Consider the following 14,886-nt stretch of genomic DNA (forward strand, 5'->3'; position numbering starts at 1 on the left):
TGATAAATGTAACAAAACAGGCTTAGATTTATACCCGGGATTGATATATAAAAAATTCACCTGCGTCGCCTTCCATGCCTTATAAAACAACCATAGGAAATCATACATACCGGTTTGACGACCTCAAAACCGTATTGGCCAAAGCTTCTCCTTATCGCTCCGGCGATGCATTGGCAGGGCTTACAGCAGGAAGTTATGAAGAACGGGTGGCAGCACAAATGGCCTTGGCGGATATTCCACTCAAGGATTTTCTGCAGCAGGCCATCATTCCCTATGAAAGTGACGAGATAACAAGGCTCATCATCGACACCCACGATGCCCAGGCTTTCGCACCGGTTAGTCATTTCACTGTAGGCCAGTTGCGCGACTGGTTGCTGAGTGATGCAGCCGACACACCCACCCTTCAAAGCCTGGCGCCCGGCCTTACCCCTGAAATGGTAGCCGCCGTGTCCAAGCTCATGCGCAACCAGGACCTCATCAGCGTGGCGCGCAAATGTGAAGTGATCACCAAATTCAGAAATACCCTCGGCCTCAAAGGACATTTAGCGGTACGGTTGCAACCCAACCATACCACCGATGATCCCAAAGGCATTGCAGCGAGTATCGTCGACGGATTGCTCTATGGCAGTGGTGATGCGGTGATCGGCATCAACCCGGCAACTGACAGTCCGGCCACCACCGTGCAGTTGTTACAACTGATCGACGAGTTGCGCCAGCAATACGATATACCTACACAGTCGTGCGTATTGTGCCATGTTACCACAGCACTCACCATCATGCCGCAGGCACCGGTAGACCTCGTATTCCAATCCATTGGTGGTACGGAACAAACCAATAGCAGTTTTGGCGTCAACCTTTCCATTCTGCAGGAAGCATACGAAGCAGCCTTTTCTTTACAACGCGGCACTATTGGCAACAATGTCATGTACTTCGAAACGGGACAAGGCAGCTCCTTATCAGCGAACGCGCATGGCGGTGTAGATCAGCAAACCTGTGAAGCACGTGCTTATGCAGTGGCACGCAAGTTCAACCCACTGCTGGTAAATACGGTGGTCGGTTTTATTGGCCCTGAATATTTATACGATGGTAAACAGATCATCCGTGCAGCGCTGGAAGATCATTTCTGTGGCAAGATACTGGGTCTGCCCATGGGCGTAGATGTTTGCTATACCAACCATGCCGAGGCCGACCAGGATGATATGGACAACCTGCTCACGCTGCTGGGCGTGGCGGGCTGCAATTACATCATGGGCATTCCCGGCGCGGATGATATCATGCTTAATTATCAGTCCACCTCTTTCCATGATGCATTATACGTGCGTAAAGTGCTGGGCCTGCGTCCCGCACCAGAGTTTGAGCAGTGGCTGGTGAAACAAGGCATTATGAATGAAGCGGGGAATCTGTTGAAAGTAAGTGGATCACATAAGTTAATACAAAGTCAGTGGTGAGTGGTCAGTAGTGAGTGCCAAGTCCGTTTTACTCACGGCTCACCATTCAAAAGTCACCTGCATTCGAATATAAGCATGAACGATAAGAGCATCCGACATACAGTAATTCAGCCCGATCCATGGGCATCATTGAAAGCCTTCACACCCGCACGTATTGCTTTGGGAAGAACAGGCACGGCTATTCCCTTGCAGGAGGTATTACAATTCCGCATGGCGCATGCCCATGCGCGCGATGCGGTGTATTCCCTATTGAATACAGATACACTCATTGCACAATTGCAAAGCCTGCAACTACCGGTAAACCTGCTGCACAGCCAGGCAGCTGACAGGTACGAATACCTGCAAAGACCAGATAAAGGAAGAAAACTCCATACCGATTCAATCGGCTTACTCACTTCATTAGCTGACAGCCCTATACAACAATCAGTTTCCATTGTACTGGCGGATGGTCTGAGTGCCACTGCCATCAACAACAACGCCCTCCCCTTGCTGGAACTATTATTACCCATGCTCCAGCAGGCCACTATCCCACTCGCTCCTTTAAGTATTGTACAGCAGGCACGCGTGGCCATTGGTGATGAGATCGGCAGTCTGCTCAAGGCAGAGCTGGTAGTAGTATTGATTGGAGAGCGGCCGGGACTAAGCTCACCTGACAGCCTCGGCGTGTACCTCACTTACCGCCCTCAACCGGGCCTTACTGATGAAGCCCGCAACTGCATCTCCAACATCCGCCCGGAAGGTCTGAGCTACCAGGCTGCTGCTACCAAACTGTTCTATCTCATCCGCGAATCGTTCAGGTTGCAACTCTCCGGCGTATCCCTCAAAGACAACGAAGCCAACAACCTGTTGAGCTAAAACACCTCATCAAGTTTAAATACCTGGAGATCCGCTACTTTCTGTGGAGGATTTCGTTCTCAGAACAAGCAGGGATGCTTCAACCATGTGTCATCCTTGCAAGTTAAAGCGCACTTCATGCATGGCTCGCACAAGGATGGAGCAAGGCCGGCAAAAGGCTCAAACATCTACAACAACTTATTATTCAAACGCTTGAAGTACCTAACCGCGAAGCAAACGCACTCACAACTCAGTATTCACGACTCACCACTACCCCTTCCCCCCGAATATGGTGATTGTACGCCATTGTCACAACAATGACTTTTGTAAGGATAGCAACATAAGTCACGCTTTAAAAAGTAAATAGCCATGAACGAATACAGTGGCCGGGCACTCACCGGCATCAAGATCCTTATGGCCAATGTTCCGGCCGATGGACATTTCAATCCCTTACTCCCTCTTGCCAAATACCTGCAGAACCAGGGCGCCGAAGTACAATGGTACACTTCCAACATCTTCGCCGACAAGCTCAAAGCCTTGCAGATCAGGCATTGGCCATTTGTAAAAGCCAAAGACATCAATGCCCAAAATGTTGATGAGGTAATACCCGAAAGAAAGAACATCAAAGGAAAGATAGCCCGGCTGAACTTCGATATGATCGAAGGTTTTGCTGCCCGTTCCGTGGAATACTACCATGATATCAGGGACATTGCGCAGGATTTCCCTTTTCACATCATGATCTGCGACAGCATGTTTACCGCGATCCCGTTCGTGAAAGAGCGGCTGAATATCCCGGTTATCGCTATTGGCGTTATCCCGTTGGGAGAAGCTTCAACAAATGTATATCCTTATGGACTGGGCATGCCTCCGGGCAGTGGGATCATAGACACGGTAAAACGCCACTTCATGCATTTTGCAGCCCGTAATATATTATTGAAGAAGAGCATCACCGCCTTTGACAAAATACTCATCAGCAATGGGCTGCACGGCACAAAGTCGGACCTGGTAGATACGCTTATCAGACGTGCGGATGCAGTGATGCAAATAGGTGTGCAGGAATTTGAATATAAGCGCAGCAGGATTGGCAAGAACATTACTTTCATCGGCGCCTTACGTCCGCTGGCAAGGCAAAGCAATCAACCGGCCTGGACACACCCCAAGCTAAAAGTGTACAGGAAGATCGTATTGGTAACACAGGGAACTGTAGAGAAAGATGTCACCAAGCTACTGGTCCCTACCCTCGAAGCATTCAAGAATACGGACATATTATTGATCGTAACAACCGGTGGTGTACAAACACAGGAACTGCGCAGAAAGTACCTGTATGACAACATTATCATAGAAGACTATATTCCTTTCAAAGATGTGTTGCCCTATTGCAAAGTATTTATCACCAATGGAGGCTATGGCGGCGTGTTACAAAGTTTGAGTGTAGGTGTGCCACTGGTAGTGGCAGGTGTGCATGAAGGCAAATCTGAAATATGTGCGCGGGTAGGTTATTTCAAAGCAGGCATCAACCTGAAAACCGAAACGCCTACTGCCCGCCAGTTGGACGAGGCTGTAGAAGAAGTTATGAATGATATGGAGTACCTCACCAATGCCAACCACATTGCCGGCGCCCTCAGCGAGTACAATGCAGAGATCATCATCACAGGAGCAGTAGCCAAACTGGTACGTGCGAAATTAAAAGCACCTGCTTCGCCTTTTCATAAGGAGAGCAATATAGCAAATTGATCATAATGAGAGCCAAACCTAAAAAGACTTAATATCTTCATTTCTAAAAGCAAGAGGCGACATAAAATGTCGCCTCTTGCTTTTAGAAGGTAATATTTAAAATATACTACTGATTTACTTTTTCTTTGAGAGACTCTAATAGTTCTTTAGCAGGAACAATTTTTATAGTTCCATCATTATCCCCAATAACCAGAGACTCATTATTAGCTGCACTTTTTTCTACAAGCTCTCGCACAGCATCCCTGATACCTTGCAATACCTTTTTAGTCAACTCTCTATTGTATGTAGGCTTATTTGCCATATTCTCTGCTTTGTATTAAAATAACATCCCAAATATCGGTGTTTTCTATGATAGTATCAACCTCTAACCCACCCTCAGCTACCATATCGGGAAATGCATTCACGTTGTTAATGACCATCCAAACATTACAAATATTGATATACAGGTTCATGAGATTTTGAAGTCCCCGGTAGTATCTTCGAATAACTACTTCTTCAGGTATATTGTGACCGCCCTGACTTACTCTTTTGGCAACTCTTTCTATTGCCATTTGCGGAGAAGGCAACCAGAAGTAAAGCAAAGTTATCTGATAGCCTGACTCCTGCGCCTTTTTGACTAACGATACATAACTTCTGGTAGACAGGGTAGTTTCGAAAGCGAAATCTACTTTTTCCTCCATTAGTTGATTAATTCGGTGTAGCATTATTCTCCCGGCCTCTATAGCTACATTTTCCGCATTGAGAGGCGAAAGCCCTGCAGCAATACTATCAGCATTTACAAACTCTTTACAGTCGAATATTTTGGGTAAAATTTTGTAACTGGCCGTCGTCTTTCCTGCGCCGTTGCATCCTGCAATTATGTATAGATTAGGCATCCTTTAAAATTACTAAACTAAGTATAAAGCAACAGCATAATCAGGAGGAGAAGTCAAAATTAAAAAACAGGCTACATCTCCCGAAGTAGCCTGTTTTTCTTATTATTTAATCTGTATCCTAATTCGCAAATATCTGCGTGAAGTATAGTACGCTCTTTTCATCACGCGCTACGCCGATACCGGTGAGGCGGAACTTGCCTTCAATATTCTTCTTGTGACCGGGGCTCTTAAGCCAGCCTTCCACTACTTCCTGCGCAGTTTGACTACCATATGCTACATTTTCAGCGGTAGCAGTAATGCCCTGGACCTTAGAAGTGATCACCTTGCTGCGGTAGGAGAAACCATCATGGCCAAAAGGCGATCTGTGCGAAGCCATGGCCACCGTATGCCGCCGGGCTTCCGCTTCAATCACCGGGTTATTCTCCAGGGCTGCCAATCCTTTGGACTTGCGGTGCTGGTTGATCAACGCCAATATCTGGTCTTCCAGACCGGGCGCCAGGGTGGCCGAAGAAGGCTTGGGCAAGGCCGGTTTGGAGGCAGTCGTGCTGCCGCTGGCCGATTTGGATGAAGAGGGAGCCTTCTTGCTGCTGGAACAGGAAGAAATGGCAATGATGAACGTGCTGATATACAATACAACTGTGTACGAAATACCTCTATGCATGAATCTCAAAATTTAACTATACCCGCATACTAATTTTATACCAGCTTTAGTGAAGGAAGTGAGAAATCAGTTCAGAGTCGCGAGTTCTGAGGCTTGAGTCAGGAATCCGACTCTGAACTCACGAATCTCTACTCCAGACTCATCTCCATTTTCACATCTGCCGTGGCAAACGGCGAATGCTCCACTTTCACATGCTGAAAACCGTACTTCTGGTACAGACTGATGGCGGTGGTAAGCTGGCTGTTCGAAAATAGGGTTAATTTCTTTGCTTTCCAGTCCCGGGCGGTTTGCATACAGGCATCGATCAGCAACCGGCTGATACCTTTGCCCTGCCAGGCAGGCGTCACGGTCATCTTGGCAAACTCATACACGCCTTCCTCCTCTTTCATCAGCGCTGCCGAGCCTACCACTTCATCACCCGCTAAAGCGAGGTAAATAATACCACCACGGTCGATGATGGTGCCTCGCGGGTCATCCAATACCATCAGGTCGTGCGATTCGGTAAGGTTGTACTTGTCCAACCATTCCAGGTTTATCCGCCTGAAGTCGGCGGCATACTTGTCCTCATACAATTTGATTGTTATCATGGCTATTGTTTGTGTGTGAACAAATTTGGGGGCGTAAAATTAACAACCTGACAGGTACAAAAGATCACCCAATCAGGGCATGAGAGTTGTGTTATAAAAGAGAATGGAGTCCTGAAAATGTTGGAAATGTAAATTTATACCATTAAGCGGAATCTACCATGACTAATAAAACCAATAGTAACAGTAAAAGAACCGACAGCGGGTCACGGGTCATCAAAGCATCGCCACAATCCATTTACCAGGCGTTCCTCGATCCTGAAGCGGTAGCATCGTGGCGCCCACCTGCAGGCATGAAAGCACAAATATTTAAATTCGAACCCTGGGAAGGAGGTGTGTTTCGTATGTCGTTCAGTTACACAGATACGAACAATGCAGGTAAAACTACCGGCAACGAAGATGTATTTGAAGGGCATTTTCGCGAACTGACACCCAACGTACGCATCGTGGAGGAAGTAGAATTTGAATCAGACGATCCCGCTTTCGCAGGTACCATGCGGGTTATAACCAGTCTGGAGCCGGTAGCAGCAGGTACTAAAGTCACTTTTACCTGCGAAGACGTGCCTACCGGTATAAAAGCCGAAGATCATGAGCAAGGGATTGCTTCCAGCTTGCAAAATCTGGCGGCATTTACAGAGAAAGCTAATAACTGATGATGTTAATTACATACAGCTCTCCAACTCAGCCATCATACCCTTGCTGCCAATAAAGAAGGGAGAACGCTGGTGCAGTTCCGTAGGCTCTACGTCCAGTACACGTTGTGTGCCATTAGTAGCCTTGCCACCCGCTACTTCAGCAATGAATGCAAAAGGATTACACTCGTATAATAAACGCAGTTTGCCTTTAGGTTTGTCCGTAGTACCGGGATACATGAAGATGCCGCCCTTGATCAGGTTGCGGTGTACGTCGGCCACCATGCTACCGATATAACGCTGAGTATAAGGGCCGCCGTTATTTTTGTTTTTCTTCTGACACAAATCGATGTACTTCTGCACGCCAGGCGCATACTGAAAGAAATTGCCGTGGTTCACGGAGTATATTTTACCAAACTCAGGGCATTGTATATTGGGATGGCTCAGGCAGAATTCACCAATAGAAGGGTCGAGTGTAAAACCATTCACGCCACGACGGGTGCCATACACCAGCATGGTGGAAGATCCGTATACCATATAGCCTGCTGCTACCTGCTTGCGGCCGGGCTGCAGAAAGTCTTCCAGCACCACCGGCGTACCGATCGGGCTAATGCGGCGGTACACACTAAAGATCGTACCGATAGAAATATTCACGTCGATATTACCACTCCCGTCCAGCGGGTCAAACAAACACACGTATTTGGAATTGCAGCTGACTGCATCATCGAAAGCTAAAAAGTCGTCCAGCTCTTCACTGGCAATGCCCGCACAGCTCATACCGTGCTGCAACACACCGGTAAACTGGTTATTGGCAAAAATGTCCAGTTTCTTTACGTCCTCCCCTTGCACATTCACTGCCCCGGCATCACCAAGAATATCAACCAGCCCGGCTTTGTTCACTTCCACGTTGACCCTTTTGGCCGCCCGCCCCATATCCCGCAGCAGACCGCTCAGCTCACCCGTAGCATGGGGAAAATCCCGTAGCTGTTGGATGGTGAACTCGTCCAGGGTCATTACTTGCCGGTTGATCGTACTCATGTAGCTCGTTTTAAGATTTTTGTTAAAGTGAGCCAAAAGTAAGGTGAAAGCCCTGAAAGTCAAAGCATGGCAACGTTCCCAAACCCGCGCCCGACGTGCAAAAACGGTATAGCTTGAGACAAAAACAGTATATTTTTTTTATTCCCCGGCTTTTCAACTCGCCAACCAACTAACTATCAAGCTATCATTATTTTAACGACTTTTGCTGCCTATCAAACATATCAACTTACCAATGAAGGTTTTCAAATTCGGGGGCGCCAGTGTACAGAGCATAGAAAGGATACAAATGGTAGCCGATATCCTGCGGAGCTATCCCAATGAAAAGATACTGGTCGTGATCTCAGCCATGGGCAAAACCACCAATGCCCTGGAAAAGGTAGCCACCGCCTTTTTCAACAACCAGCAGGAGGAAGCCCTGCAACTCTTTGAAGCCGTCAAGCAAAGTCACCTTACTACTGCCAAATACCTGTTGGTAACCCATTATAATGAGGCGTTGGAGCAACTGGTCAACTTCTTTACTGAAGTGGAATGGCTGCTGCACGACAAGCCTGTGCGTGAATACGATTATTACTATGATCAGATCGTGTGCTCGGGCGAATTGCTTTCCACTGGCATCGTAAGCGCCTACCTCAATGAGGTGGGTATTGCCAATCAATGGATAGATGTGCGTGATATTGTGCGTACCGATAATAACTTCCGCGATGCCAATATCGACTGGGCATTCACCCAGCAAAAAGTGACCAGTGAAATACTACCAATGTTTGAAGACACCAACCTGGTCATTACGCAAGGGTTCATTGGTGCTACGGACGATAATGAAAGCACTACGCTCGGCCGCGAAGGCAGTGATTATACCGCCGCCGTATTTGCCAATATGCTCGATGCCGATAGCCAAACCATCTGGAAAGATGTGGAAGGGGTGATGAATGCCGACCCCAAAGCTTTTCCTGATGCAAAGCTCATCGACATCCTCAATTATGATGAGGTGATCGAGATGGCATATTATGGGGCACAAGTCATCCATCCTAAAACCATCAAGCCCTTACAGAATAAAGGCATACCACTACTCGTGAAATGCTTCCTCGATAAAACCCTGCCGGGAACGGAGATACACAAAAAGCCGGTAAAGGGCCTGCCGCCCATTATTGTAGTAAAGTCCGGACAAGCGCTGATCCACCTGCATTCGAAAGACTTCTCTTTCGTGGGTGAAAAGCCGATGGCTGATCTATATGAACTGCTGGCAGATATCAGGGTAAAGCCCAACCTCATGCAAACAGGTGCCGTGTCGATACAGGTGTGCCTTGACGACCGGCCCGACAAAATAGAAAAGCTGGCGCTGGCAGCATCGGAGTTCTTTGAAGTACAGGTAGAGAAAGGGCTCACGCTGCTTACCATCCGCCATTACAATGAAGACATCCTGCAAAAAATGATTGCCGGCCACAGCATCGAGCTGCGTCAGCAATCGCCCGAAACCGTTCAGGTATTAATGTTACCCACTGTCTAAAGCCATGCAAACACCAACCGCCTTTTACGAAGAGAACCTTAAGAAATACAGTACCGAGCTGGAGAAACTGAAAGACCGCAGTCTGCTGGTATCCATTGCCCGTCTTGCCAGCTTTGTAGCCCTGGCATGGAGCACCTGGCAGTGGATACAACAGGGTGGCACCCTCTACCCCATCTTTACGGCCGGCTTTGCCGTGCTCTTTATCGTGTTCATCCGTATTGCACTTACTTTAAGTGATAAGAAAAAACTTGCTGAGAAACTGGTATACCTGTGCAGCAATGAGCTCGACATACTCAAATACAAACCCAGCCAGTTCAACAATGGCGTCTCTTTTACCGGCAATGATGATTACACCGGTGACCTCGACATCTTTGGCCCCAACTCGGTATTTCATTTATTGAACAGAACGACCACGCATCACGGCACACAAGCGTTGGCAGGTTTACTGCGGCAATCGCTGTTGAAACCGCAAGCCATCGAAGAGCAACAACAGGCAGTGAAAACCCTGAGCAGCCAAAAAGAATTGCGCCAGCTCATTACCGCGCATGGACTGCTGCATGAAGAAAAAGAAGGTAACCTGCACGATGTATCTGCCTGGTTGCAATGGCCTCCTGTTTTACTCGGTAAGAAAGGCCCTAACCTATTGCGACTGCTGGTGCCAGCGTTCAACATCGGCGCCATCATCTTCTACATCGCGACAGGCAACTACCTGCTGATGTTGCTTGGCTATTTCATTGGCTGGTGTGTTATTGGTGCTTTTGCCAAACAGATCAATAAGCAGCATGCTATGCTGGGCAAAAAGCAATCTATCCTCGATCAGTATGCTACGATCCTGAAGCTTTTTACGCAGGTAGACAAAGGCAACTCAGCATTACTACAGCGTGAACAAGCCACAGCCACCGAAGCTCATCAGGCCATCAAGAAACTGAGCCGCCTGTCGGGTCTTTTTGATCAGCGTATCAATATGTTGGTGCTGCTGTTCCTCAATGGCTATTTCCTGTACGACCTGCAATGTATGTATAGCCTGGAAAAATGGAAGGCTACCAACAAAGACCGGTTTGCCAAATGGATCGACTGTGTGGGGGCCATTGAAACGCTCAACTCCTTCGCTACGTTTGCCTACAACAATCCTTCCTATTACTGGCCTGTGCTGCAAACAACCGGCGTATCCATCTCTGGTAAAAGCCTGGCCCATCCGCTGATCCCATCAAAGGAATGCGTGGCCAACGATTTTACCATGGGTGCGGAAGAGCGCCTGGTACTGGTGACCGGCTCCAACATGAGTGGCAAAACCACTTTCTTACGCACAGTTGGTGTGAACCTATTACTCGCGCAATGCGGCGCCCCCGTATGCGCTGCCAGCTTTACGTTTACGCCCATGAATATTCTTTCGTCTATAAGGGTGAGTGATTCACTGCAGGAGCACACCTCCTACTTCATGGCCGAGCTCAAACGCCTCAAACAGATCATCCGGCATATACAGCAGCATGAAACGCCCTCACTGGTGCTCATCGATGAGATCCTGCGCGGTACCAACTCGGAGGATAAAACACATGGCTCTGAAATGTTCATCAAGAAACTGTTGCAGTATAACAGCCTCACTATGTTCGCTACCCACGACTTGTCACTGAGTGTGTTGGAAAAAGAATTGCCGGGCCAGCTCAATAACTATTGTTTTGAGAGCATTATCCGTGATGGCGAGCTGATCTTCGACTACACTTTACAGCGTGGTGTAGCAAAGAACAGGAATGCCTCTTTCCTCATGCAAAAGATGGAGATCATTTAATAAACTTTTCCTGACTCCATTCCAAACAGGGTCGTCAAGTATTTACCCACCAAATAAACGAATATTTTCGTACATTCATAGAGAACAGTTACCATCACCCACCAAAACACTGGATATGATACGGAACTTTCTCAAGGTAGCCTTCAGGGGCCTCGCCAGGTATAAAGGCTTTACCATTATCAATATTGCCGGACTCACCTTAGGGCTCACTGCCTGCCTGCTGATAGGGCTATTCGTATGGGATGAAAAACAATATGATAAGCAGGTGCCGGGAGGAGAAAATGTTTACCGCGTTTATAACGAGCACAAGAATAAGAACGGAAATCAGAACATGGCAGTCACCGCTCCCATGTACGCCACGACACTTAAAAAGGATTTTCCGGAAGTAGAACAGGCAACCAGGGTGATGATGACATCAGACTACAAACACCTGTTTGAAAATGGAGCAGTAAAACTTTATGAAGAACAGGGATTTTTTGTAGACTCGACCTTCCCTGAGGTCTTTCCTTTGGAACTTAAGCAAGGCTCCTGGAAAAATGCACTCGATGGCCGGAACTCGATCGTTATATCGGAGACGATGGCTGCCCGGTTCTTTGGCCGGGAAAATCCAGTGGGCAAGGAACTGATCATGAACAAAGGCCCCTACCTCGTAAAAGCCGTATTTAAGCAAGACCCGAAGTTTCACCTGCAATTCAATTTCCTGGTACCGGTAGCAGCCCTGTGGTTACCCGAAAAACGTATGGAGAGCTGGGGCTGGCAGCAATTCTATACGTATGCCAAACTGAAAGCTGGTACAGAGGCTACAGCACTTGACGCGAAATTCCGTCAAGCCGTACAAAAAATAGCTACCCCTACTCCTGACGAAAAAGAATACAAATACACGCCACATCTGCAATCTTTACAGGATATACACCTCTATTCAGCCAACTTCAAATTCGACAAGGCGCAAAGAGGTAATAGTACCTATGTGAAAGTTTTAACCATCATCGCCGCATTCATTATCCTCATTGCCTGTTTCAATTTTGTGAACCTTGCAACAGCAAGGTCATTACGCAGGGCCAAAGAAGTAGGCGTACGCAAAGCCATCGGAGCAGAACGCAAAGACCTCTTCTTCCAGTTCATCGGCGAAACTGTATTGCTGGCATTGATCAGTGTATTGATAGCAGTGGGGCTTACCTGCCTGTGCCTGCCCTGGCTCAACGACTTTACCAATAAGCACATCAGTTACAGCCTGTTCATCAATCCCGTGATGTTATCACTACTGCTTGTACTGGCATTGGTGGTGGGAATACTGGCAGGCTTCTACCCTGCCTTTGTCATATCAGGTTTCAGGCCGGTAAAAGTATTGAAAGGCATATTGCCGCAAAATGCAGTGTCGGGCAACGTGCAATGGTTACGGCATGGCCTTGTAGTGTTGCAGTTTTCCCTTTCCGTACTGCTCATCATCAGCGCCGCCATCGTGCATAAACAGGTAAGCTTCATGCACAACAAAGACCTTGGATTCAACAAGGAGCAGATCATGTTCTTTCCTATGCGGGGTGATAACATGACGAAAAACTACACCTCCTTCAAACAACAGCTGCAACAAGTACCCGGTATCGAATCCGTCTCCATCGGGTACGGATTTCCGGGTGATGCGGTAGCAGGCGACGAAGTGATCGTGCCACGCAATGGTGAACCCAAAACCTATCCTGCCACCCAGCTTATGGTAGATGAAGACTACATCAAAACCCTGGGCCTGCAACTGGTGGCAGGAAGAGATTTCTCCAAAGAGATGCGTACAGATGTGGATGAAGCATTTATCATCAATGAAAAAGCAGTAAAAGAGTTAGGCTTCGGAACACCCCAACAAGCATTGGGACAGCCGCTCGCCTGGAATCCCTGGGGCGCCAAACCGGATTCGCTGAAGAGAGGAAAGATCATCGGCGTGGTAAAAGACTTTCACTACAAAAGCCTGTACGACCCATTAGAGATCGCCATATTGCAAATATTCCCCGGCGCCGTATGGAAAGTAGCCATAAAAATGAAAACGGCCGGCATTGATAATACTATATCCGGTGTACAACAGGTGTGGAACAGGTTCACGCCCGATATGCCCATCGAATACAGGTTCCTCGACGATAGCTTTGAACAGATGTACATCGCAGAAGACAAATTGAAGATCCTCATTACGCTCTTTACAGCTGTGGCGCTTTTTGTAGGTTGCCTGGGTTTGTTTGGCCTCGCTGCTTACAGTGCAGAGCGAAGAAGAAAAGAAGTGGGGATCAGGAAAGTATTAGGCGCCAGTGTACAAGGCGTAGTACTATTGCTTTCGAAAGACTTTATAAAACTTGTGGCCATTGCTTTCCTTATTGCATCACCGATAGCCTGGTATTTCATGCATCAATGGTTGCAGGACTTTGCTTATCGCACCACGATCGGCGTATGGATATTTGTGGCCGCAGCAATAGTTACTATAGCGATTGCACTGATCACCGTTAGTTTCCAGGCCATCCGGGCAGCCACCGCCAACCCGGTAAAAAGTCTGCGAACGGAATAGTATTCACATACAAACTCCCGTCGTTCACATACAACGTCCTCCGGCTGCGCACAGCCCGTCAATACTTTTGATGTAAAATCAGGACGCTGTTATGAGAAGATTAATAATTACCGCCTGCTTGTTGGCGGTCCTCGTGCCGGTGAGCCGTGCCCAGGTAGGCATCGGTACACAAACCCCCGATCCCAGTGCGGCTGTGGACATTACGTCTAACAACAAAGGATTATTGATTCCGCAAATGACGGCTGCGCAACGGGCAGCTATCACCAACCCCGCCACCGGGCTGCTGGTGATACAAACCGATGGCACAGCTGGTTTCTATTACAATGCAGGTACACCGGCTGCACCCAACTGGCTTAACCTGAGTGCCTATACGCTGCAACAAAACATCAACACCAATGGGAAATACATTTCCGGCGATGGTTCCAATGCCGGCATTCAGGTACAATATGATGGATTGCTGTCGGGGACCGGCACCTTCACGGGCAACTCCAACATGTATAGAAAATTCCCAGCAGGCTCTCACATGATCTGGGCACCCCACAAAGCAGCTTTCCGCGCAGGTTTCATAAACGATGAACTGTGGAATGATACATACCTTGGACGCTATTCGATCGCTATGGGAATAAATACCATGGCATCCGGAGATGCAAGCATTGCGCTCGGCGCTTCAGCAACAGCTTCGGCGAACAGATCAGTGGCAATAGGTTCCAATGTAAGCACTAATCAACAGGGCGGCGCCTTTATTTTTGGAGATGGCACTTATAATGGGCCATTCGAAAACACTAACACCAACCAGATGATGATGCGGTTTCTCAATGGATTCCGCTTCCATACCAGCGGTTCCAGCACCCCAGCCTTAGCTATTGACCAATTCGGCAAAATTGGCATTCAAAAAGTACAACCCACGCAGGCGCTGGATGTAAATGGAAACATTACCTATTCCGGCAACTTAATGATGGGCGTACAATACGTAAGCAAAGATCTAAGCGTTGGCGGCAATACTATTGGTGATTACAACTGTGGCTGCCCGGCTGGAACAAAACTGATTGGCGGCGGAGGTGGTCACCGTGATTGGAACGGTGCTGTAAGAGATATTGAAATAGCTTATTCGGGGCCACATTCCGAGAACCTGAATGTCTGGCGGGTGATGCTCCAAAACACTTCCGGTAGTTCCAGGGCGATACGTATATATGCCATCTGCGCCAAAGTGCAATAAAACAGATCTGAAGGTCTAACCGAATACCAGCATTA

General features: G+C 47.8%; 13 protein-coding genes. 8 read left to right on the forward strand and 5 right to left on the reverse strand.

Going from position 1 to position 14,886, the window contains the following annotated elements; translation table 11 throughout:
- The first annotated feature begins 74 nt into the window (after positions 1-74).
- The 3 genes from AC5JBY_RS19475 (at position 75) to AC5JBY_RS19485 (ending at position 4,016) form a co-directional block, all read left to right on the forward strand.
- The gene (locus AC5JBY_RS19475) at positions 75-1,448 is read left to right on the forward strand and encodes an ethanolamine ammonia-lyase subunit EutB (RefSeq protein ID WP_495906313.1); all 1,374 of its coding nucleotides are present in this window, start codon (positions 75-77) and stop codon (positions 1,446-1,448) included.
- Positions 1,449-1,523: 75 nt separating this feature from the next.
- Positions 1,524-2,303: an ethanolamine ammonia-lyase subunit EutC gene (gene eutC, locus AC5JBY_RS19480; protein WP_495906314.1), complete on the forward strand. Its 780-nt coding sequence runs from the start codon at positions 1,524-1,526 to the stop codon at positions 2,301-2,303.
- A gap of 348 nt (positions 2,304-2,651) precedes the next feature.
- On the forward strand, positions 2,652-4,016 hold the full coding sequence (locus AC5JBY_RS19485; RefSeq protein WP_495906315.1) for a glycosyltransferase: 1,365 nt from the start codon (positions 2,652-2,654) through the stop codon (positions 4,014-4,016).
- A gap of 106 nt (positions 4,017-4,122) precedes the next feature.
- Here AC5JBY_RS19485 and AC5JBY_RS19490 read toward each other — a convergent pair whose 3' ends face one another.
- The 4 genes from AC5JBY_RS19490 to AC5JBY_RS19505 all read right to left on the reverse strand — a co-directional run bounded on the left by AC5JBY_RS19490 (position 4,123) and on the right by AC5JBY_RS19505 (position 6,139).
- Positions 4,123-4,317: a DUF8506 family protein gene (locus AC5JBY_RS19490; RefSeq protein ID WP_495906316.1), complete on the reverse strand. Its 195-nt coding sequence runs from the start codon at positions 4,315-4,317 to the stop codon at positions 4,123-4,125.
- Positions 4,307-4,891 carry an ATPase gene (locus AC5JBY_RS19495; protein WP_495906317.1) on the reverse strand — a complete coding sequence of 195 codons (585 nt, stop codon included), beginning with the start codon at positions 4,889-4,891 and terminating at the stop codon, positions 4,307-4,309. Before AC5JBY_RS19495 ends, AC5JBY_RS19490 begins: the two co-directional genes overlap by 11 nt.
- A 118-nt stretch (positions 4,892-5,009) precedes the next feature.
- Positions 5,010-5,552, reverse strand: a complete 543-nt coding sequence (locus tag AC5JBY_RS19500; RefSeq protein ID WP_495906318.1) for a CAP domain-containing protein — start codon at positions 5,550-5,552, stop codon at positions 5,010-5,012.
- A gap of 128 nt (positions 5,553-5,680) precedes the next feature.
- Positions 5,681-6,139 carry a GNAT family N-acetyltransferase gene (locus AC5JBY_RS19505; RefSeq protein WP_495906319.1) on the reverse strand — a complete coding sequence of 153 codons (459 nt, stop codon included), beginning with the start codon at positions 6,137-6,139 and terminating at the stop codon, positions 5,681-5,683.
- A 158-nt stretch (positions 6,140-6,297) separates the two neighbouring features.
- Between AC5JBY_RS19505 and AC5JBY_RS19510 the strand changes: the two genes are divergently transcribed.
- The gene (locus AC5JBY_RS19510) at positions 6,298-6,789 is read left to right on the forward strand and encodes an SRPBCC family protein (protein ID WP_495906320.1); all 492 of its coding nucleotides are present in this window, start codon (positions 6,298-6,300) and stop codon (positions 6,787-6,789) included.
- A gap of 9 nt (positions 6,790-6,798) precedes the next feature.
- On the opposite strand, the gene fbp is transcribed toward AC5JBY_RS19510, so the two are convergent.
- Positions 6,799-7,806 carry a class 1 fructose-bisphosphatase gene (fbp, locus tag AC5JBY_RS19515; protein ID WP_495906321.1) on the reverse strand — a complete coding sequence of 336 codons (1,008 nt, stop codon included), beginning with the start codon at positions 7,804-7,806 and terminating at the stop codon, positions 6,799-6,801.
- Between the two features lie 232 nt (positions 7,807-8,038).
- On the opposite strand from fbp, the gene AC5JBY_RS19520 reads away from it, so the two are divergent.
- The 4 genes from AC5JBY_RS19520 (at position 8,039) to AC5JBY_RS19535 (ending at position 14,851) form a co-directional block, all read left to right on the forward strand.
- A complete protein-coding gene (locus AC5JBY_RS19520) occupies positions 8,039-9,310 on the forward strand; it encodes an aspartate kinase (RefSeq protein ID WP_495906322.1) in 1,272 nt (423 codons plus the stop codon).
- 4 nt (positions 9,311-9,314) lie between these two features.
- Positions 9,315-11,096 (forward strand): MutS-related protein, encoded by a 1,782-nt coding sequence (locus AC5JBY_RS19525; RefSeq protein ID WP_495906323.1) that lies wholly within the window; start codon positions 9,315-9,317, stop codon positions 11,094-11,096.
- Between the two features lie 115 nt (positions 11,097-11,211).
- The gene (locus AC5JBY_RS19530; protein WP_495906324.1) at positions 11,212-13,635 is read left to right on the forward strand and encodes an ABC transporter permease; all 2,424 of its coding nucleotides are present in this window, start codon (positions 11,212-11,214) and stop codon (positions 13,633-13,635) included.
- 91 nt (positions 13,636-13,726) lie between these two features.
- The gene (locus AC5JBY_RS19535; RefSeq protein ID WP_495906325.1) at positions 13,727-14,851 is read left to right on the forward strand and encodes a phage tail-like protein; all 1,125 of its coding nucleotides are present in this window, start codon (positions 13,727-13,729) and stop codon (positions 14,849-14,851) included.
- Positions 14,852-14,886: the final 35 nt, after the last annotated feature.

This window comes from Paraflavitalea sp. (assembly GCF_059502485.1).

Coding starts and splice junctions, on each gene's coding strand:
- AC5JBY_RS19475 (WP_495906313.1), top strand. CDS start 75: ATGCCTTATAAAACAACCATAGGAAATCATACATACCGGTTTGACGAC.
- eutC (WP_495906314.1), top strand. CDS start 1,524: ATGAACGATAAGAGCATCCGACATACAGTAATTCAGCCCGATCCATGG.
- AC5JBY_RS19485 (WP_495906315.1), top strand. CDS start 2,652: ATGAACGAATACAGTGGCCGGGCACTCACCGGCATCAAGATCCTTATG.
- AC5JBY_RS19490 (WP_495906316.1), bottom strand. CDS start 4,317: ATGGCAAATAAGCCTACATACAATAGAGAGTTGACTAAAAAGGTATTG.
- AC5JBY_RS19495 (WP_495906317.1), bottom strand. CDS start 4,891: ATGCCTAATCTATACATAATTGCAGGATGCAACGGCGCAGGAAAGACG.
- AC5JBY_RS19500 (WP_495906318.1), bottom strand. CDS start 5,552: ATGCATAGAGGTATTTCGTACACAGTTGTATTGTATATCAGCACGTTC.
- AC5JBY_RS19505 (WP_495906319.1), bottom strand. CDS start 6,139: ATGATAACAATCAAATTGTATGAGGACAAGTATGCCGCCGACTTCAGG.
- AC5JBY_RS19510 (WP_495906320.1), top strand. CDS start 6,298: ATGACTAATAAAACCAATAGTAACAGTAAAAGAACCGACAGCGGGTCA.
- fbp (WP_495906321.1), bottom strand. CDS start 7,806: ATGAGTACGATCAACCGGCAAGTAATGACCCTGGACGAGTTCACCATC.
- AC5JBY_RS19520 (WP_495906322.1), top strand. CDS start 8,039: ATGAAGGTTTTCAAATTCGGGGGCGCCAGTGTACAGAGCATAGAAAGG.
- AC5JBY_RS19525 (WP_495906323.1), top strand. CDS start 9,315: ATGCAAACACCAACCGCCTTTTACGAAGAGAACCTTAAGAAATACAGT.
- AC5JBY_RS19530 (WP_495906324.1), top strand. CDS start 11,212: ATGATACGGAACTTTCTCAAGGTAGCCTTCAGGGGCCTCGCCAGGTAT.
- AC5JBY_RS19535 (WP_495906325.1), top strand. CDS start 13,727: ATGAGAAGATTAATAATTACCGCCTGCTTGTTGGCGGTCCTCGTGCCG.